17 protein-coding genes are annotated in these 20144 nt (G+C 71.1%); 5 read left to right on the top strand and 12 right to left on the bottom strand.

What is annotated here, in order from left to right; translation table 11 throughout:
* Positions 1–20: 20 nt before the first annotated feature.
* The 6 genes from mreD to folC all read right to left on the bottom strand — a co-directional run bounded on the left by mreD (position 21) and on the right by folC (position 5299).
* Positions 21–662: a rod shape-determining protein MreD gene (mreD, locus tag AC07AL_RS01990; RefSeq protein ID WP_363586423.1), complete on the bottom strand. Its 642-nt coding sequence runs from the start codon at positions 660–662 to the stop codon at positions 21–23.
* A gap of 3 nt (positions 663–665) precedes the next feature.
* Positions 666–1592, bottom strand: coding sequence for a rod shape-determining protein MreC (gene mreC / locus AC07AL_RS01995; RefSeq protein ID WP_363586424.1), 927 nt, complete (start codon positions 1590–1592; stop codon positions 666–668).
* Positions 1593–1687: 95 nt separating this feature from the next.
* Complete coding sequence (locus AC07AL_RS02000) at positions 1688–2713, bottom strand: rod shape-determining protein (protein ID WP_031076009.1); 1026 nt, start codon at positions 2711–2713, stop codon at positions 1688–1690.
* Between the two features lie 318 nt (positions 2714–3031).
* The gene (ndk, locus tag AC07AL_RS02005; protein ID WP_063347562.1) at positions 3032–3445 is read right to left on the bottom strand and encodes a nucleoside-diphosphate kinase; all 414 of its coding nucleotides are present in this window, start codon (positions 3443–3445) and stop codon (positions 3032–3034) included.
* 110 nt (positions 3446–3555) lie between these two features.
* Entirely contained in the window at positions 3556–3906 is a 351-nt protein-coding gene (locus AC07AL_RS02010) for a DUF4233 domain-containing protein (protein ID WP_063347563.1), read from the bottom strand.
* A 1-nt stretch (position 3907) separates the two neighbouring features.
* The gene (gene folC / locus AC07AL_RS02015; protein WP_363586425.1) at positions 3908–5299 is read right to left on the bottom strand and encodes a bifunctional tetrahydrofolate synthase/dihydrofolate synthase; all 1392 of its coding nucleotides are present in this window, start codon (positions 5297–5299) and stop codon (positions 3908–3910) included.
* Positions 5300–5473: 174 nt separating this feature from the next.
* On the opposite strand from folC, the gene AC07AL_RS02020 reads away from it, so the two are divergent.
* The 3 genes from AC07AL_RS02020 to AC07AL_RS02030 all read left to right on the top strand — a co-directional run bounded on the left by AC07AL_RS02020 (position 5474) and on the right by AC07AL_RS02030 (position 9864).
* Entirely contained in the window at positions 5474–6907 is a 1434-nt protein-coding gene (locus AC07AL_RS02020) for a glycosyltransferase family 2 protein (protein WP_363586426.1), read from the top strand.
* 86 nt (positions 6908–6993) lie between these two features.
* Positions 6994–8154, top strand: a complete 1161-nt coding sequence (gene wecB / locus AC07AL_RS02025) for a non-hydrolyzing UDP-N-acetylglucosamine 2-epimerase (protein ID WP_400805347.1) — start codon at positions 6994–6996, stop codon at positions 8152–8154.
* A 171-nt stretch (positions 8155–8325) separates the two neighbouring features.
* Positions 8326–9864, top strand: a complete 1539-nt coding sequence (locus AC07AL_RS02030) for a chitinase (protein ID WP_363586428.1) — start codon at positions 8326–8328, stop codon at positions 9862–9864.
* 22 nt (positions 9865–9886) lie between these two features.
* On the opposite strand, the gene AC07AL_RS02035 is transcribed toward AC07AL_RS02030, so the two are convergent.
* Both AC07AL_RS02035 and AC07AL_RS02040 read right to left on the bottom strand, forming a co-directional pair.
* Positions 9887–10408 carry a hypothetical protein gene (locus AC07AL_RS02035; protein WP_363586429.1) on the bottom strand — a complete coding sequence of 174 codons (522 nt, stop codon included), beginning with the start codon at positions 10406–10408 and terminating at the stop codon, positions 9887–9889.
* Between the two features lie 316 nt (positions 10409–10724).
* Entirely contained in the window at positions 10725–13337 is a 2613-nt protein-coding gene (locus AC07AL_RS02040; protein ID WP_363586438.1) for a valine--tRNA ligase, read from the bottom strand.
* Between the two features lie 213 nt (positions 13338–13550).
* Between AC07AL_RS02040 and AC07AL_RS02045 the strand changes: the two genes are divergently transcribed.
* Positions 13551–14405 (top strand): hypothetical protein, encoded by an 855-nt coding sequence (locus AC07AL_RS02045; RefSeq protein WP_363586430.1) that lies wholly within the window; start codon positions 13551–13553, stop codon positions 14403–14405.
* Between the two features lie 101 nt (positions 14406–14506).
* Positions 14507–15289, top strand: a complete 783-nt coding sequence (locus tag AC07AL_RS02050; protein WP_363586431.1) for a hypothetical protein — start codon at positions 14507–14509, stop codon at positions 15287–15289.
* Between the two features lie 97 nt (positions 15290–15386).
* Here the strand turns inward: AC07AL_RS02050 and clpX are convergent, their stop codons facing one another.
* The 4 genes from clpX to tig all read right to left on the bottom strand — a co-directional run bounded on the left by clpX (position 15387) and on the right by tig (position 19922).
* Positions 15387–16676 carry an ATP-dependent Clp protease ATP-binding subunit ClpX gene (gene clpX, locus AC07AL_RS02055; protein WP_063347569.1) on the bottom strand — a complete coding sequence of 430 codons (1290 nt, stop codon included), beginning with the start codon at positions 16674–16676 and terminating at the stop codon, positions 15387–15389.
* 249 nt (positions 16677–16925) lie between these two features.
* Positions 16926–17588, bottom strand: a complete 663-nt coding sequence (locus AC07AL_RS02060) for an ATP-dependent Clp protease proteolytic subunit (protein WP_350886164.1) — start codon at positions 17586–17588, stop codon at positions 16926–16928.
* A gap of 56 nt (positions 17589–17644) precedes the next feature.
* Positions 17645–18262, bottom strand: coding sequence for an ATP-dependent Clp protease proteolytic subunit (locus tag AC07AL_RS02065; protein WP_360211667.1), 618 nt, complete (start codon positions 18260–18262; stop codon positions 17645–17647).
* A 265-nt stretch (positions 18263–18527) separates the two neighbouring features.
* Positions 18528–19922: a trigger factor gene (tig, locus tag AC07AL_RS02070; RefSeq protein ID WP_400985136.1), complete on the bottom strand. Its 1395-nt coding sequence runs from the start codon at positions 19920–19922 to the stop codon at positions 18528–18530.
* Positions 19923–20144 lie beyond the last annotated feature (222 nt).

Consider the following 20144-nt stretch of genomic DNA (forward strand, 5'->3'; position numbering starts at 1 on the left):
GAGGTCGGGGGCCGGGCCGGTTACGGGCGCCGGGCGAAGCCGGGCATGCGCCGCTTCTTGTAGGACGGGCCGGCCGAGGCCTCGCGCGTGGTGCGGTAGCGGGCCAGCGTGCCCAGACCGGAGCCGCCCTCGTCGTCATCGGTGGCCGCGGTCACCGGGTCGCGCCCGAAGCGGCGGCCGACCAGCATCACCAGCGGCACCACGAACGGCGCCAGCAGCACGTCGTACAGCAGGGCGCTGACCACCAGGCCGCCGAGGCCGACGTGCCGGGCCGCGGTGTCGCCGACCAGGGCGCCGACCATCGCGTACAGCAGGGTGGAGGCGACCGCCGCGGCGGCCACCACCATCAGCGCGCTGGACACCGACCGCTGGCGGCCGTGGTCCGGGCGCAGCAGCCCGGCGGCGTAGCCCATCAGGCACAGCACCAGCGCGTAGCGGCCGATCGCGTGGTCGGAGGGCGGCGCGAGGTCGGCGAGCAGGCCGGCCGAGAAGCCGACCACGCAGCCGCCGGACGGCCCGTAGACCAGGGCCAGGCCGACCACGACGAGCAGCAGTATGTCCGGGGTGGCCCCCGGGAGCTGGAGCCGGCCGAAGACGCTGACCTGGAGGATCAAGCCGAGCAGGATCAGGCCGGCGGAGACGGGGATGCGGGCGAGGCGCATGGCTCAGTTCCCCCCAGTGGGCTTGGCGGGCGGGGCGGCGGGCGCGGCCGGGGCGGCCTGTCCCTGGGCGGGGGCCGGCGGCAGGACGGCGTCGCGCGGGTCGGCGCGCGGCGGCACGACCACCACGCCGACCAGGTCCAGCCGGGTGAACTGGACGAAGGGCTCGACCAGGATGGTCTTGGTCAGCTGGCCCGGGGTGGCCTCGACCTCGACGACCTTGCCGACCGGCACGCCGGGCACGAACGGGCGGCCGCTCTGCGAGCCGAAGGTGACCAGCCGGTCGCCGGCCTTGACCTGGGCCTTGCCGTTGAGCAGCGAGACCTTCATCGGGCTGGTGCCGCCGCCGGAGGCGAAGCCGATCTCGCCGCTGGCCTCCAGCCGGGTGCCGGCCGAGAAGCCGGGGTCGGAGGCGAGCAGCACGGTGGCGGTGGTCGGGGCGACGGTGGTGATCCGGCCGACCAGGCCCTGACCGTTGATCACCGTCATGTCGCGGGTGAGGCCGTCGTCGCTGCCGGCGTCGATGGTGATGGTCCAGGAGAAGCCCTGGGCCGGGCCGATCGCGATGACCTGGGCGGCCTTGACGGTGTAGCCGCCGGCGCCGGCGGTGCGCAGCAGGTCGTCGAGCTGCTTGGTGCGCCCGGTGGCCATGTCGGAGGAGGCGAGCTTCTGCCGCAGTTCGGTGTTCTCGCGGGCGAGCTGGTCGGTGCGGCCGTTGTTGGACGCGGCGTCGCGGAAGGCCCGGACGGTGTCGGCGACCGGGTCGACGACGGTGGCGGCGCCGCGCTCGACCGGACCGAGGACGCTGGCGGCGGCGTGTCGGGCACCGCCGAGGGGGGAGCTCTCACCGCCCTTGATGTCCACGGTGACGAGTGCGAAGGCGACGGCCACCAGCAGGATGAGCAGCAGCCGGCTCTCTCGTGTGTCCCTCACGGTGCTGGTACTGCCCCTTCGTACCTGGTCGGCCGCCCGGGCTGTGGGGCCCGGGCGGCAGCCCGTTCAGTTGAGTGTCGGATGTCTCGGTGGTGCTAACGGCGCGGGGAGGCGTCCAGTACCTGCTGGAGCGCCTCGAACTCCTCGACGCACTTGCCGGAGCCGAGCGCGACCGAGTCGAGCGGGTTCTCGGCGATGTGGATCGGCATGCCGGTCTCGCGGCGCAGCCGCTCGTCGAGGCCGCGCAGCAGGGCGCCGCCGCCGGTGAGCACGATGCCGCGGTCCATCACGTCGCCGGCCAGCTCGGGCGGGCACTGGTCGAGGGTGGTCTTCACGGCGTCGATGATCGAGTTGACCGGCTCGTCGATGGCCTCGCGGACCTCGGCGGCGGAGATGACCACGGTCTTGGGCAGGCCGCTGACCAGGTCGCGGCCGCGGATCTCGGCGTGCTCGTCCTTCTCGCCCTCCAGGCCGAAGGCGCTGCCGATGCTCATCTTGATCTGCTCGGCGCTGCGCTCGCCGAGGAGCAGCGAGTACTCCTTCTTGATGTGCTGGACGATCGCGTTGTCCAGCTCGTCGCCGGCGACCCGGATGGACTGGGCGGTGACGATGCCGCCGAGGGAGATGACCGCGACCTCGGTGGTGCCGCCGCCGATGTCGACGACCATGTTGCCGGTGGCCTCGTGGACGGGCAGCCCGGCGCCGATGGCGGCGGCCATCGGCTCCTCGATGATGTGCACCTGGCGGGCGCCGGCCTGCGAGGAGGCCTCGATCACGGCGCGGCGCTCGACCCCGGTGATGCCGGAGGGCACGCAGACCACGACCCGGGGACGGGCGAGGTAGCGGCGGCGGTGGATCTTGAGGATGAAGTAGCGGAGCATCCGCTCGGTGATCTCGAAGTCGGCGATCACGCCGTCCTTGAGCGGGCGGATGGCGACGATGTTGCCCGGCGTCCGGCCGATCATCTTCTTCGCCTCGGCACCGACCGCCAGGATGCCGCCGGTGTTGGTGTTCACCGCGACGACGGACGGCTCGTTGAGGACGATCCCCTTGCCCCTGACGTACACCAGCGTGTTGGCAGTTCCAAGGTCGATCGCCAAGTCGCGGCCGATGAACGACAGGTTGCTCGCCATGGGGTGTGGTTGCCTTCCCGGGCTCGGAGTTCATGGGGGTGGGACGAGAGCGCGCCCACGCTCGGGCGGAGCCAGCTGAGCTGCCTTACCGGGCCCTTGAGTCGCGTCCATCGTAGTCACGCGGCGCGGTACGGACGTCGATGCGGGGCATACCGTCCATTGTCCGGAGCGTGTTCGCTTCTCCGGGCATTGGGACGCCGTGTCGGCGCCACTGGTTGCTTATTTCACGATAAAAGTGCCCCGGCCGGGCCAATGGTCCCGACCGGGGCAGTGCCAAGGTCCCTCGGGCGTGTCGCCCGGCTGGACTCAGGCGTGCGCCGGGAAGAAGATCTTGATCTCGCGCTCGGCCGACTCCGGGGAGTCCGAGGCGTGGATCAGGTTCTCGCGGGTGATCGTCGCGTAGTCGCCGCGGATGGTGCCGGCCCCGGCCTCCAGCGGGTTGGTCGCACCGGCCAGCATCCGGATGCCGCGGACGACCTCCTCGCCCTCGACGATCAGCGCGATCGACGGGCCGGAGGTCATGAACTCCAGCAGCGGCTCGTAGAACGGGCGGCCGACGTGCTCCGCGTAGTGCTGCTCCAGCGTCGCCCGGTCGAAGGTGCGCAGCTCGACGGCGGTGAGCCGCCAGCCGGCCTTGCGCTCGATGCGGCTGATGATCTCGCCGGCCAGGCCACGCTGGACGGCGTCGGGCTTGAGCAGGACGAGAGTGCGCTGGGACACGGTGCGTCTCCTGGGGATTCGGTACGGCAAGGCAGTCGGGCCGACGGGCGGGAGCCGACACGGCAGAGATTACCTTGCGTGTGCGGCGTGTCGGCCCGCCGGTCCGGGCCCTAGACCGGTACGGCGGCCGCCTCGGCGGCGGCCCGGGCGGCCTTGAACTCGTCCACCTTGCGGCCGTAGTGCACCGAGCACCACCACAGGCCGGCGAAGACCACACCGAGGCCGAACATGGTCGGCAGGATGAAGCCGCTGGCGATCAGTCCGATCTGCAGCGCCCAGCCGACGGCCACCGCACCAGGGCGGTTGATCATGCCGCAGAGCGCGATGCAGAGCGCCATGACGATCCCGGTGACGATCCAGATCGTGGCCGTGGAGACGCTGGACAGCTGCATCGCGACCAGCGCGGCGAACATGGCCAGGAGCGCCTCGCCGATCAGGGTCGAGGAGCAGAGGGTCCTCATGTCACTTCCTCCCGAGCAGCAGGCGGGCCTCGCCCACCGTGATGACCGAACCGGTGACCAGCACCCCGGCGCCGCCGAGGTCGCCCTCCTCCTCGGCGAGGGTGACGGCGGCCGCGATGGCGTCGTCGAGCCGGGGCTCGACCTGGACGCGGTCCTCGCCGAAGATGTCGACGGCCAGCGCCGCCAACTCGTCGACGTCCATCGCGCGGTGGGTGGAGTTCTGGGTGATGACGACCTCGGCGAGGATCGGCTCGAAGGCCTCCAGCACGCCGGCCACGTCCTTGTCCCCGGAGGTGCCGATCACGCCGACGAGCCGGGTGAAGCCGAAGGACTCGCCCAGGGCGGCGACGGTGGCGCGGGCGCCGTGCGGGTTGTGCGCGGCGTCCAGGACGATCGTGGGGCTGCGGCGGACGACCTCCAGGCGGCCGGGCGAGGAGACGCCGGAGAAGGCCTGGCGGACCTTGTCCACGTCGAGCTGCCCGCCTCGGGCGCCGCCGACGCCGAAGAAGGCCTCGACCGCGGCCAGCGCCAGCACCGCGTTGTGCGCCTGGTGCTCGCCGTGCAGCGGGATGAAGACGTCCTCGTACTCCTCGCCGCCGAGCCCGCGCAGCGTCACCAGCTGGCCGCCGACGCCGAGCTCACGGCGGATCACACCGAACTCCATGCCCTCGCGGGCCACCGTGGCGTCGACCTCGACGGCGCGACGCAGGATGTTCTGGGCGGCGTCCAGCTGCTGCTGGGCGACGACGGCGACGGCTCCGGACTTGACGATCCCGGACTTCTCGACCGCGATCTCGCCGGTGGTCTCGCCGAGCTTGTCGGTGTGGTCCAGCCCGATCGGGGTGATCACGGCGACGGCGGCGTCGATGACGTTGGTGGCGTCCCAGGAACCGCCCATGCCGACCTCGACCACGGCGACGTCCACCGGGGCGTCGGCGAAGGCGGCGTAGGCCATGCCGGTCAGCACCTCGAAGAAGGACATCGGCACCGGCTGCGCCGCGTCGACCATCTGCACGTACGGCTCGACGTCGCGGTAGACCTCGACGAAGCGCTCGGGGGTGATCGGGGCGCCGTCCAGGGTGATCCGCTCGGTGACGCTCTCCACGTGCGGGCTGGTGTAGCGGCCCGTGCGCAGTTCGAAGGTGTTGAGCAGCTGCTCGATCATCCGGGCGGTGGAGGTCTTGCCGTTGGTCCCGGTGATGTGGATGGAGGGGAAGGACCGCTGGGGCTGGCCCAGGATGTCCATCAGCGCCTCGATCCGGTCGAGCGAGGGCTCCAGCTTGTTCTCCGGCCAGCGCTTGGAGAGCTCCACCTCGACATCGCGCAGGGTGTCGTCGGTGTCGCCGTCGGCGGGACGGAGGGTGTACGGGTTCGGGTCGGCCTTGTCACTCACGACCACAGTCTACGGAGGGTTGGCGGGCCGTCCTCACGGGGTGAGAACGACCACTTTGGTCGGGGTTTCCAATTTGCCCCCTTTACTATCTCTTTGGCGAGTTTGAACCGCAATGAAGCATCGATTCGCACCCCCTGGAGCCGCACCGCCTTTGATCATGAGGAGTACCACGCCATGCCCGACGCCCTGCACGACTGGATCGTGCTCCGCCAGGACGCCGTCGTCTGGTTCGCCGGACTGGTCTCACTGGCGCTCGTCGGCTACATGGCCTTCGTCTTCGGACGCTTCCTCCTGTACTGGGCCGGCTCCCGGCACGCCTTCCGGCACAACCGGCCCGCCGAGCCCGGCGACCCGGCCGCCTTCCAGTGGCACCTGGTGATCCCCTGCCGCGACGAGGAGGCCGTGGTCACCCAGACCCTGGCCGGCCTACGCGAGAACGCACCCGAGGCCCACCTGTGGGTGATCGACGACGACAGCGAGGACGCCACCCGCGACCTCGTCCTCGCCGCCGCGGCCCACGACGACCGCGTCCACCTCGTCCAGCGCCGCCGCCCGCACGCCCGGATCGGCAAGGGCGCCGCCCTCAACGCCGCCTACCGCGAGATCACCGCCTGGCTGCCCGGGGGCACCGACCGCTCCCGCGTGGTGATCGGCGTCGTCGACGCCGACGGACGGCTCGACCCCGGCACCCTCCCCCAGGTCTGCAACGACAAGGCACTCGGCCGCCCCGACACCGGCGCCGTCCAGATCGGCGTGCGGATGCGCAACGCCGACGACGAACTCCCGCTGCCCGGCCGAGGCCGCGCCGCCAACGCGTTCGCCCGCGCCCTGGTCCGGATGCAGGACGTCGAGTTCCAGGCCAACAACGCCGGCATGCAGCTGCTGCGCCGCCGCACCGGCAGCGTCGGCCTCGGCGGGAACGGCCAGTTCGTCCGCCTCACCGCCCTCGACTCGCTCACCGCCGAGGAGGGCCGGGCCGGCCGCCCCTGGCCCGAGCGCGCCCTGCTGGAGGACTACGAGTCCGGCCTCGACCTGCGCCTGGCCGGCTGGCGCCTCACCCACGTCACCGAGACCCAGGTCTCCCAGGAGGGCCTGATCTCGCTGCGCCGCTTCCTCACCCAGCGCACCCGCTGGGCCCAGGGCAACATGCAGTGCCTGCGCTACACCGGCCGGGTGCTGCGCTCCCCCTTCTACACCTGGTCCGGCAAGGCCGAGGTGCTGTACACCTTCCTCCAGCCCGTCGTCTGCGTCCTGCTGGTCCTGCTGTTCCCGCTCTCGCTCGGGATCACCGCGGCCGGGCTGGTGCTCTTCCCCGCCGAAACCGCCGACTTCCACGTCAGGTTCGGCCCGTGGATGCTGCTCGCCTTCGCGGTCGCCACCCTGCCGATGATGCTCTGGGGCTTCGCCTACCGCCGGCTCGTCCACCCCAACCGCGGCCGGCTCACCGGGCTGCTCTGGGGCGTCCTGATCTGGCTCTACGCCTACCACCTCTTCGTGGTCGCCACCCGGGCCGCCGCCCGGATGCTGCTCGGCCGCAACGGCTGGGCCAAGACCCGGCGCAACGCCGAGAAGGTCGCCCTCGGCGCCCCCACCGCCCTCGAGTCCTGAGCCTCGGTCCTGAGCCCCGCGCCTGAGCCCCGCGCCCGAGCCCCGCGCCCGAGCCCTGAGCAGCCCCACCCCCTCGGAGCCTCCCCATGAGCATGTGCCTTCCCCCCGCCAGCGTCGCCGTCGTCCTCGGCACCCGCCCCGAACTGGTCAAGCTCGCCCCGCTGATCCACGAACTCGGCGACGCCACCCGCCTGGTGCACACCGGCCAGCACTGGGACGAGGCGATGTCCGGCCGCTTCCTGCGCGACCTCGACCTGCCCCGCCCCGAACTGCTCACCGGCGTCGGCGGGCGCCCCCGGGCCGGCCAGATCGCCCAGTCCCTCGGCCAGCTGGACGCCGCCTTCGCCGAGGACCGCCCCGCCGCCGTGGTCGTCCAGGGCGACACCAACGCCACCCTCGCCGGGGCGCTGGCCGCCAACGCCCGGGAGATCCCGCTGGTGCACGTCGAGGCCGGGCTGCGCAGCTTCGACCGGGCGATGCCCGAGGAGCACAACCGGGTGATGGTCGACCACGTCTCCGACCTGCTCTGCGCCGCCACCGGGGACAACGTCGCCAACCTGCGCGCCGAGGCCCTCGCCGAGGAGCGGATCGCGCTCACCGGCAACACCGTCGTCGAGGTGGTCCGCCGCCAGCTGCCGGCCGCGGCCGACCGCGCCGCGCTGCTCGCCGCGCACGGGCTGCGCCCGGACGGCTACGTGCTGGCCACCGTGCACCGCCCGGAGAACACCGACACCGCCGAGGCACTGGGCGCCGTGCTGGCCGAACTGGACCGGATCGCCCGGGCGGGCACCCCGGTGCTGTTCCCGATGCATCCGCGTACCCGGGCCGCCGTCGAGCGCTTCGCGCTGGACGCCCTGCTGGAGCACCTGGCCGTCACCGGGCCGGTCGGGTACGCCGACTTCCTGGGCCTGGCGAGCCACGCCGCGCTACTGGTCTCCGACTCCGGCGGCGTGCAGGAGGAGTGCACCGTGCTCGGCCGCCCGCTGCTGGTGGTGCGCCGCTCCACCGAGCGTCCGGAGGCGGTGGCGGCGGGCTTCGCCGCGCTGGTGGGCCCCGACGAGGACCTGGGCGCGCTGGCCCGGACCTGGCTGGCCGACACCCCCGAGCGGCTCGCCCGGCTCGCGGCCACCCCGAGCCCGTACGGCGACGGCCTGGCCTCGGCGCGGATCGCCGCGCTCACCGCCGCGGTCGCCGAGCCGGCCGAGCCCGGAGCAGCCGACTCCAGGGCACGGCCGTCGGCCGCCTAGCGCCCTCTTGACAGCCGGATTGGTCTACTCCACCTTGTGAGTCAAGTCTCCTCCCCCGACAGGGACTTGAGTTGTCGGTAGCTCCCGCACGCGCACCATCGACACCCCGGACGGCGCTCCACCCCCACCACCCAGGCGCGCCGCCGGGCCTCCCCCACAGGAGATGGAGTCATGCCACCTGCCCGACACCGGCGCCCACGCGCCGCCCACACCCTGCTCGCCGGGGCCTGCGCCATCGCCCTCGGCCTGAGCGGGCTCGCCCTCGCCACCGGCACCGGCGCCCAGGCCGCCGACCCCGACCTGATCACCAACGGCGGCTTCGAGACCGGCACCCTGTCCGGCTGGTCCTGCGGCAACGGCGCCGTCCAGAGCGCGACCGTGCACTCCGGCCGCTACGCCCTGCAGTCCACCCCGGGCTCGGGCGACACCGGCGAGTGCACCCAGACCGTCGCCGTGCAGCCCTCCTCGACGTACACGCTGAGCTCCTGGGTCCAGGGCTCGTACGTCTACCTGGGCGCCCGCGGCACCGGCGGCACCGACCCCGGCACCTGGACGAACTCCACCGGCTGGGCCCAGCTGAGCACCGGCTTCACCACCGGCCCGGGCACCACCAGCGTCACCGTCTACCTGCACGGCTGGTACGGGCAGCCCGCCTTCCTCGCCGACGACGTCTCGCTGATCGGCCCGGGCGGACCGCAGCCCTCCCAGAGCCCGACCGCCACCACGTCCCCGAGCCCCACCGGCACCGGCAGCCCCTCCCCCACGGACACCGGCACCGCAAGCCCGACCGCCACCTCGACCGGCAAGCCTCCCGGCCTGCCCAAGCACATCCTGACCGGCTACTGGCAGAACTTCGACAACGGCGCCACCGTCCAGCGGATCAGCGACGTCCCGGCCGCCTACGACATCATCGCGGTCTCCTTCGCCGACGCCACCACCACACCGGGCGGGCTGGGCTTCACCCTGGACCCCGCCCTCTCCTCCCGCCTCGGCGGCTACACCGACGCCCAGTTCAAGGCCGACATCGCGGCCAAGCGGGCGGCCGGCAAGAAGGTGGTGCTCTCGGTCGGCGGGCAGAACGGCACGGTGTCGGTGAGCGACCCGACCTCGGCGGCCAACTTCGCGAGCACCGCGTGGGCGCTGATGCAGGGCTACGGCTTCGACGGGGTCGACATCGACCTGGAGAACGGCGTCAACGCCGCCTACCTGGGCCAGGCGCTGCACTCGCTGGCGGCGAAGAGCGGCAGCGGGTTCGTCCTCACCATGGCGCCGCAGACCATCGACATGCAGTCGACCGGCATGGAGTACTTCAAGCTGGCGCTGAACGTGAAGGACATCCTCACCATCGTCAACATGCAGTACTACAACTCCGGTGCGATGAACGGCTGCGACGGCAACGTCTACTCGCAGGGCACCGAGGACTTCCTCACCGGGCTGGCCTGCATCCAGCTCAAGGGCGGGCTGCGGCCCGACCAGGTGGGGCTCGGCGTGCCGGCCTCCACCAGCGCGGCGGGCGGCGGGTACGTCAGCCCGAGCGTGGTCGACAACGCGCTGGACTGCCTGGCCGCCGGCACCAACTGCGGCAGCTACAAGCCCGACACCACCTGGCCGGGCATCGGCGGGGCGATGACCTGGTCGACCAACTGGGACGCCAAGGCGGGCAACCCGGTCGCGGGCACCATCGGCGCGCACCTGCACGCCATGCCGTGACGCCCCCTGCCCGGACCGGGGTTCAGACCCCGGCCCGGGCCTCCGGGACGTGTGCCGCGGGCCCGCCGTGCCGGCGGCGCAACTCGGCCGTGATCTCGGCCAGTTCGCCCTCGGGCAGCAGCGGCAGCATCATCGCGACGCCCTGGAGCAGACCGCCGAGCAGGAAGGTGGTGTCGGCGGTCGAGGCGACCAGGCCGCGCACCTCGGCCACCTCACCGGCGGCCACCGCCTCGATCAGCCGGGCGGCGTCCGCGCTCTCCTCGTCCACCGCGACCGCGCCGTTGTCGGCCGGGGCGCGCCGGGCCATCGCCCGCAGTACCCGGTCGCCGACCTCGGGCGCGTACGCCTTGCGGACGGCCTCGGCGGCGATCCAGGCGAGCAGGGTGGTCACCTCGCGCTCGGCGCGCTCGGCGAGGAGCAGGTCCAGCTCGTGGTCGAAGGCGAGCTGGTTGCCGTGGCGGAACGCCAGCAGCAGGGTCGCCGCCCTGGCCTTGGCCTCCTCCACCGCCTCGGCAGGAAGTTCTTCGGCCAATTCCTCGGTCACCACCACGCCATGCCCTCCCGTCCGTCGGCTCAGCAGGAACGCTCAGCAGAAACACCCGTCAGAAACTCCGTGCACACCGTACACATCCGACCTGCAAACTTCCGCGAACCCGCGCGGGCAAGACCGGAATGAATTCGGAAGGAATAGGACCTCACCCGGTCCAGGATGAATATTCGCCGGAAGGGAGCAATGTTGCTGGGCTATTAGGCGTAGCAAAAAGAACACCGCCGCCGTGCCCGGCCGAGCCGCCCGGAAACGCCGGAGGGGCCGCACCCCGCGCGTCGCGGAGTGCGGCCCCTCACGGACCGGTACGGGCTCAGCCCTGCGGCAGCGCCGCGAGCTGGGCGGTGATCCGGGCGATGTCGGCCTCGGCGGCCTCCTGACGGCCCCGGATCTTGGCGACCACCTCGTCCGGCGCCTTCGCGAGGAACGCCTCGTTGCCGAGCTTGGCCGTGGTCTGCGCCTTCTCCTTCTCGGCGGCCGCGAGGTCCTTGGCGAGGCGCTTGCGCTCCGCCGCGACGTCGATGGTGCCGGAGAGGTCGAGCGCGACGGTGGCGCCGGCGACCGGGAGCGAGGCGGTGGCCGCGAAGCCCTCCTCGGGGACGGTCAGCCGCAGCAGCGAGCGGATCGCGTCCTCGTGGACGGCCAGCACGGTGCCGTCCAGCTCCAGCTTCGCCGGGACGCGCTGGCCCGGCTTGAGGCCCTGGTCCGAGCGGAACCGGCGGACCTCGGTGACCACCTGCTGCAGCGTGGCGATCTCGGCCTCGGCCTCGGCATCGCGGTAACCGCTGTCCGTCGGCCAGTCGGCGATGACCAGCGACTCGGCGCCGGTGAGCGTGGTCCACAGGGTGTCGGTGACGAAGGGCACGATCGGGTGCAGCAGCCGCAGCGTGACGTCCAGGACCTCGCCGAGCACCCGGCGCGCGGCGTCGGCCTGCGGGCCGCCCTTGGCCAGGGTGGTCTTGGACAGCTCGACGTACCAGTCGAAGACCTCGTCCCAGGCGAAGTGGTACAGCGCCTCGGACAGCTTGGAGAACTGGTAGTCCTCGTACAGCGCGTCCACCTCGGCGACGGTGCTGTTCAGGCGCGACAGGATCCAGCGGTCGGTCGCGGTCAGTTCCTCCGGCGCGGGCAGCGGGCCCTCGACGGTGGCGCCGTTCATCAGCGCGAAGCGGGTGGCGTTCCAGATCTTGTTGGCGAAGTTGCGGGCCGCCTGGACCCAGTCCTCGCCGATCGGCACGTCGACGCCCGGGTTGGCACCGCGCGCCAGCGTGAAGCGCAGCGCGTCCGAACCGTACTTGTCCATCCAGTCCAGCGGGTTGACCACGTTGCCGAAGGACTTCGACATCTTCTTGCCGTTCTGGTCACGGACCATGCCGTGCAGCGCGATGGTGTGGAACGGCGGGGTGCCGTCCATCGCGTAGAGGCCGAACATCATCATCCGGGCGACCCAGAAGAACAGGATGTCGTAGCCGGTGACCAGGACGGAGTTCGGGTAGAACTTCGCCAGGCTCTCGGTCTGCTCCGGCCAGCCGAGCGTGGAGAACGGCCACAGTCCGGAGGAGAACCAGGTGTCCAGGACGTCGTTGTCCTGGTGCCAGCCCTCGCCGGTGGGCGGCTGCTCGTCCGGGCCGACGCAGACGACCTCGCCGTTCGGGCCGTACCAGACCGGGATGCGGTGGCCCCACCACAGCTGGCGCGAGATGCACCAGTCGTGCAGGTTGTCGACCCAGTCGAAGTAACGCTTCTCCATCTCCTGCGGGTGGATCTTGACCTTGCCGTCGCGGACCGCGTCGCCGGCGGCCTTCGCGAGCGGGCCGACCTTGACCCACCACTGCATGGACAGCCGCGGCTCGATGGTGGTCTTGCAGCGCGAGCAGTGGCCGACCGAGTGGACGTACGGGCGCTTCTCGGCGGCGATCCGGCCGTCGGCGCGCAGCGCGGCGACGATCGCCGAGCGGGCCTCCAGCCGGTCCAGGCCGAGGAACGGGCCGTGCACGGTGATGACCGCGTGCTCGTCCATGACGGCGACCGAGGGCAGGCCGTGCCGCTGGCCGATCTCGAAGTCGTTCGGGTCGTGCGCGGGCGTCACCTTGACGGCGCCGGTGCCGAACTCCGGGTCGACGTGGGCGTCGGCGACCACGGGGATCCGACGGCCGGTCAACGGCAGCTCGATCTCGGTGCCGACCAGGTGGCGGTAGCGCTCGTCGTCCGGGTGGACGGCGACCGCGGTATCGCCCAGCATCGTCTCGGCGCGGGTGGTGGCGACGACGATCGAGGCGTCGCCCTCGCCGTAGCGGATCGAGACCAGCTCGCCGTCGTCGTCCTGGTACTCCACCTCGATGTCCGAGATGGCGGTCAGGCAGCGCGGGCACCAGTTGATGATGCGCTCGGCCCGGTAGATCAGCTCGTCGTCGAAGAGCTTCTTGAAGATGGTCTGGACGGCCTGGGACAGGCCCTCGTCCATGGTGAATCGCTCGCGGGACCAGTCCACACCGTCGCCCAGGCGGCGCATCTGGCCGGAGATCTGGCCGCCGGACTCCGCCTTCCACTTCCAGACGCGCTCGACGAAGGCCTCCCGGCCCAGGTCGTGGCGGGACTTGCTCTCCTTGGCGAGCTCGCGCTCGACCACGTTCTGGGTGGCGATGCCGGCGTGGTCCATTCCGGGCTGCCACAGCGCCTCGTAGCCCTGCATCCGCTTGCGGCGGACCAGCGCGTCGATCAGCGTGTGCTCGAAGGCGTGGCCCAGGTGCAGGCTGCCGGTCACGTTCGGCGGGGGGATGACGATGGTGAACGGGGGCTTGTCGCTCTTGGCGTCCGCGGTGAAGTAGCCACGCTCTACCCAGCGCTCGTACAGCTCGCCCTCTACGTCCGCGGGGGTGTAGGTCGTCGGGAGAGTTGCTGCTTCGTCCCCGGCAAAGGTGCTCACGGGGTGCTGGTTCGTCGTGTCGGTCACGACGCACAGTTTACGTAACCGCGGGCACGTGTTACGAACCGCTTTCGCCGCGCGGACGCGACCCGCCCGATCGGCTCGGTGGCGGACACCGTACGGTACCGTTCCCGGGCACTCGTCCGGTGTCCGCACGGACCCCGGGACGACACGACGACAGGCCGCGGGTGCGGCGGGGGAGCACGGACGCAGATGTACGGCCAGGGCCAGCAGTATCCGCAGGGACAACCGCAGGGACAGCCTCAGCCGTACGGGGGCCAGCCCCCGTACGGCCCGCCGCAGCCACCGCCGCCCTACGGCGCCCCGCAGCAGCCGCCCCAGTACGGCTACCCGCCGCAGGACGGCCAGCCCTACGGCGCTCCCCAGCCGCCCTACGGTGCCCCGCAGCCCCCGTACGGCTACCCGCCGCAGGCCCCGTACGGCCAGCCGGGCTACCCGCCGCCGCCGAAGAAGGGCCGGACCGGCCTGGTGGTCGGCCTGGTCGTGGGCGCGCTGGTGCTGGGCGGCGGCGGCTTCGCCGCGTGGAAGTTCCTCGGCGACGACCAGGGCGGCCAGTACAAGATCTCCGCGCCGCAGTCGCTGCCGGACGGCTACACCCAGAAGTCCGCCAAGGAGGAGGCCGTCGACCCGGCCAAGCCCGAGGCGGCGAAGTTCGGCAAGAACCTCAGCGTGCTGGCGGCCAGCTACAGCAAGGGCTCCGACGCCCTCGACACGCTCTCCGTGGTCGGCGTCTACGGGGAGCTCAACGACCCCGGCCAGATCATCGACGACTCGAAGAAGGACACCGGCGGGCTGACCTGGACCACGCCGCTGACGGACTTCCCGGCGCAGGACGGCCACAGCTCCTCGGCGAAGCTCGCCTGCGGCGTGGCCGGCGTCATCGCGGGCAAGGCCGGGCCCACCGTCTGCGTGTGGGCGGACAAGTCCACCACCGGCCGGATCACCTTCAGCAAGATCAGCCTGACCGGCGGCGGCCAGGGCCTCACCCCGGCCCAGGCCGCGGACAGGACCCGGGCGATCCGCGACGCCATGGTCGTCGCCAAGTAACCGAGCACCGCCCCGCCGCGTCACCACACGTCAGCACCACGTCCCCGCCGCCACCGGCCGCGCCGGGCGGCACCCGGGCATCGCCATCAGAGAGGCCTCGCGTGACCGAGCAGAACCCCTACGGCCCCCCGCCGCAGCCGGGACACGACGCACCGCCGCCCCCGCCGGCCCCGCCGGGCTACGGCGGCATCCCGCCGCAGAGCCCGCCGCCCGGCTACCCGCCGGTCGGCGAGCCGGGTGCCTACCCGGGGTACGGCGCCTACCCGCCGGTACCGCCGCCGCGCAAGTCCCGCAAGACGCTCTGGACCGTGCTCGGCGTCGTCGGCGCCTTCGTCCTGCTGGGCGGCGGCACGCTCGCCTACTTCGTCTACGACGTCGCCAGCAACGCGGGCACCCAGAAGATCGTCCTGCCGGCCACGTTCAAGGACCTGCGCCAGAGCGACGACCCCCAGGTCGCCGACACCCTGGAGAAGGGGCTCACCTCCAGCTTCGGCAAGGGCGACGGCAACTGGAACCCCACCGGGGTGGGCGCCCTCTACCAGAACGCGCAGTCGGAGCCTCAGCTGGTCGTGTTCGGGGGCTACGGCAAGGTCCTGGCGCCGAAGCAGGAACTGGACCAGGCGTTCCAGGGCATGGCGTCCACCGGTCGCAAGCTCAGCGACCGGCACGTGGTGGACGCCGGCCCCAAGGGCGGCGCGATGGAGTGCGCCGCGGTCGTCGGCGGCGAGAGCGAGGCCGGGACCACGATGGGCATCTGCTCCTGGGCCGACAGCAGCGGCCTGGTGATGGTCATGACGGTGGCCGACCCGAGCGCCAAGCCGGACCTGGACAAGCTCGCCGCCGACACCCGCGACCTGCGCGCGGTCGCCGAGGTCCCCAAGTAGTCCACCGGGAACCGCCGGTGACCCTCCGGGCACCGGGAAACGCCGAAGGGCCCCGCACCGGTCGGTGCGGGGCCCTTTCGGATACGGCGGGCGCGGGTCAGGCGCTCTTCTCGCGCCGCTCGCGCTTGATCATGTCGCGCGGGACGAGGGTGGGGATGGCGTGCTTGGAGACCACGTCCCCGGTGACCACCACGCGGGCGACGTCCTGACGCGAGGGCACCTCGTACATCACGGACATCAGCACCTCCTCCATGATGGCCCGCAGGCCGCGCGCGCCGGTGCCGCGCAGGATCGCCTGGTCGGCGATCGCCTCCAGCGCGTCCCGGGAGAACTCCAGCTCCACGCCGTCCAGTTCGAAGAGCTTGCGGTACTGCTTGACCAGCGCGTTCTTCGGCTCGGTGAGGATCTGCAGGAGCGCCTCGCGGTCCAGGTTGTGCACGCTGGTGATCACCGGCAGCCGGCCGATGAACTCGGGGATCATGCCGAACTTCACCAGGTCCTCGGGCATCACCTGGCGGAAGTGGTCGCTGGCGTCCGACTCCCGCTTGGAGCGGATGTTGGCGCCGAAGCCGATGCCCTTGGCGCCGGCCCGGCCCTCGATGATCCGCTCCAGGCCGGCGAACGCGCCGCCGACGATGAACAGCACGTTGGTGGTGTCGATCTGGATGAACTCCTGGTGCGGGTGCTTGCGCCCGCCCTGCGGCGGCACCGAGGCGGTGGTGCCCTCCAGGATCTTCAGCAGCGCCTGCTGCACGCCCTCGCCGGAGACGTCCCGGGTGATCGACGGGTTCTCGCTCTTGCGCGCGACCTTGTCGATCTCGTCGATGTAGATGATCCCGGTCTCGGCCTTCTTGACGTCGTAGTCGGCCGCCTGGATCAGCTTGAGCAGGATGTTCTCGACGTCCTCGCCGACGTACCCGGCCTCGGTCAGCGCGGTGGCGTCCGCGATCGCGAACGGCACGTTGAGCATCCGGGCCAGGGTCTGCGCCAGCAGCGTCTTGCCGGAGCCGGTGGGGCCCAGCAGCAGGATGTTGGACTTGGCCAGCTCGATGGCGTCCTCGCGGCCGTTGCCGCCGCTGCGGCCCGCCTCGCCGGCCTGGACGCGCTTGTAGTGGTTGTAGACCGCCACCGACAGCGCCTTCTTGGCGAGGTCCTGGCCGACCACGTACTGGTCCAGGAACTCGTAGATCTCCCGCGGCTTCGGCAACTCCTCGAAGCGCACCTCGGAGGTCTCGGCGAGTTCCTCCTCGATGATCTCGTTGCACAGGTCGATGCACTCGTCGCAGATGTACACGCCTGGGCCGGCGATCAGCTTCTTCACCTGCTTCTGCGACTTGCCGCAGAACGAGCACTTGAGCAGGTCGCCACCGTCTCCGATGCGTGCCACGAGGTGCTTCCCCTTCGCCAGGGGCCCCGCAGGGGTTCCGGGGCCTGGTGCTGTGGACCGTCAACGCCGACGGCGATCGGTCTCGCTATCCGACGGTACTCTGCCGGGCCCCTGATTCCGTCCTCTTCGCCGGGTCTGCCCTACGCCCTGGGCGAATTGATACCGAACAGATGCCGTTGCGGAGGCCGCCGACGAACCGGAGCGGGGCGCGCACGCAGGATGCGCGCCCCGCCTCGGAGGGTGCCGGCCTCAGGAGGTCAGCGAGGTCTTGCGGGTGGAGATGATCTGGTCGACGAGGCCGTACTCCAAGGCCTCCTCGGCGGTGAGGATCTTGTCGCGCTCGATGTCCTCGCGCACCTGCTCCACCGGCTTGTTGGAGTGCTTGGAGAGCATCTGCTCCAGCTGCTCGCGCATCCGGAAGATCTCCTTGGCCTGGATCTCCAGGTCGGACACCTGGCCGCGGCCCGTCTCGGTGTACGGCTGGTGGATCAGGATGCGGGCGTTCGGCAGCGCCATCCGCTTGCCGGGGGTGCCGGCCGCGAGCAGCACGGCCGCGGCGGAGGCCGCCTGGCCCATGCAGACCGTGGTGATGTCCGGCTTCACGTACTGCATGGTGTCGTAGATGGCCGTCAGGGCCGTGAACGAGCCGCCGGGCGAGTTGATGTACATCTGGATCTCGCGGTCCGGGTCCATCGACTCCAGGCACAGCAGCTGCGCCATGATGTCGTTCGCCGAGACGTCGTCGACCTGCGAGCCGAGGAAGATGATGCGCTCCTCGAACAGCTTGGCGTACGGGTCGTACTCGCGGATGCCCTGCGTGGTGCGCTCGACGAAGCGCGGGACGATGTAGCGACCCTCGGCGCGCATGTCCTCGACGCGGGCCTGGGCGGCCGACAGGCTGGGGATGTTCATGGGGGTTCTTGTCCTCCGGGGCGTTGTGGCTGTGGTCTCGTGGGCCGGGCCGAGGCTCAGGCGCCCGTGCCGCCGCCGCCGGGGACGTCCGCGGCGCTGTGCATGATCGCGTCGATCAGGCCGTACTCCAGGGCCTCCTCCGGCGTGAACCAACGGTCGCGGTCGGAGTCCCTGGTGATCTGCTCGAAGGACTGGCCGCTGTGGAAGGCGATCAGCTCGGACATCCGCTTCTTGGTGCGCAGCAGCTGCTCGGCCTGGATGCGGATGTCGGTGGCGGAGCCGCCGAGGCCGGCGGAGGGCTGGTGCATCAGGATGTTGGCGTTCGGCAGCGAGAAGCGCTTGCCCTTGGCGCCGGCGGTCAGCAGGAACTGGCCCATCGAGGCCGCCATGCCCATCGCGATGGTGACGACGTCGTTCTTGATGTACTGCATGGTGTCGTAGATCGCCATGCCCGCCGAGATCGAACCGCCCGGGGAGTTGATGTAAAGGAAGATGTCCTTTTCCGGGTCCGCGGCCAGCAGCAGCAGCTGGGCGGTGATCTTGTTGGCGATGTCGTCGTCGACCTGCTGGCCGAGGAAGATGATCCGCTCGTTGAGCAGCCGGTTGTACACCTGGTCTCCCAGGCCGCCGAGCACGTCACCAGAGGCGGCGTGCGGCGCCATCGGGCCAGGCATCTGCATCTGCGGGAACGTCACTTAGCCACCTGCTCAGTCGATTTGGACGGTCGCTCCACGGCCGTCACGATGTCGCACAGCTTCCGGGTATCACGGTGTGATTGGTGCTGTCCAAGGACCCTAACGCGCAGGCCGGGCCGCAGAATCCCTCACGCAGAACTGTTCGCTGTGAGCGCAGGGTCGGGCCCGCCCCGGGGGACGACGACGGGCCCGGACACCGTACGGCGTCCGGGCCCGTCGCAGACCTCAGGGGCTACCGGGGCACTCAGGCCTCGGTCTTCTCCTCGGCGGCGGTCTCCTCGGCGGCCGGGGCCTCGACGGTGTCGGCCGTCTCGTCCTCGTCGTCGAAGTTGACCTCGTTGCCCTCGGTGTCGACGACCTTGGCGGCCTCGACCACGGTGGCCAGCGCCTTACCGCGGGCGACCTCGCCGACCAGCAGCGGCACCTGGCCACCCTGGACGACCTGCTGCGCGAACTGGTCCGGGGTGAGACCCGAGCCGGCGGCGCGGCGGATGAGGTGCTCGGTCAGCTCCTCCTGGTTAACACCCAGCTCTTCGTCGGCGACGATCTGGTCCAGGACGAACTGGGTCTTGATGCCCTTCTTCGCCTGCTCCTCGATCTCGGCGTCCCACTCCTCGCGGGTCTTGCCCTGGGTCTCCAGGTAGCTGTCGATGTCGAGGCCCATCGGCTGGAGCTGGTGGTGCTCCAGGTTGTGCTTGCGGGTCTCGACCTCGTCCTTGAGGAGCTTCTCCGGGAACTCGATCTCGACCAGGCCGAGCAGGGCGTCCAGCACCTTCTCCTGGGCCTGGGTGGCCTGGTCGTACTCCTTCATGCGCTCCAGGCGCTTGCGGGAGTCGTCGCGCAGGGCCTCCAGGGTGTCGAACTCGCTGGCCAGCTGGGCGAACTCGTCGTCCAGCTCGGGCAGCTCCTTCTCCTGGACGGCGGTGACGGTGACGGTGACCTCGGAGGTCTGGCCCGCCTGGGTGCCACCCTTGAGCTCGGTGGAGAAGGTGGCGGTGCCACCGGCCTCCAGGCCGGTCACGGCGTCGTCGATGCCGTCGATCAGGCGGCCCGAGCCGATCTCGTAGCTGACGCCGTTGGCGGTGCCGTCCTCCGGCACCTCGCCGTCGACCTTGGCGATCAGGTCCACGACCACGATGTCGCCGGCGGCCGCGGCGCGCTCGACGTCCTTGACCGAGGAGAAGCGCTCGCGCAGCTGCTCCAGGGACTTCTCGATGTCCTCGTCGGAGACGACGATCGGGTCGACGGTCACCTCGATGGAGGCGAAGTCCGGAAGGGTGATCTCCGGACGGATGTCCACCTCTGCGGTGAACTTCAGGTCACCGCCATCGGCGATCTTCTCGACACCCTCGATGTTGGTGATGTCGGGCTGGCCGAGGACCTCGATCTTGCCCTCGTCGACGGCCTGCGTGTAGAAGCGCGGCAGGGCGTCGTTGACGGCCTCCTCCAGCACGGCACCGCGGCCGAAACGCTGGTCGATGACGCGAGCCGGGATCTTGCCCTTGCGGAAGCCCGGAACCGTGACCTGCTGGTTGATCTTCTTGTACGCCGCGTCGAGGCTGGGCTTGAGCTCCTCGAAGGGCACCTCGACGGTGAGTCGAACCCGGGTCGGGTTCAGAGTCTCGACGGCGCTCTTCACGGTTAGGTCTCCTATGGGCTTGCGGTCAGGTTGCCTCCGCCGTTCCCGGCCGCCGGCCGAGGCCGTACGAGTGGGTCGGGCGAGACGGGCGATGAAGGGTTGGAGCTGCATCTCCCGTGGGGGGTGGACGGTGAGAGTGACTCCTCGCCCTCGTGCGGTTGACCTGGGTTGAGACCGCAGGGACTACCGCCAGCGCCCCATCCTACCGGTACCACGAAAGGC

It is taken from the genome of Kitasatospora sp. NPDC043949 (genome assembly GCF_056435365.1).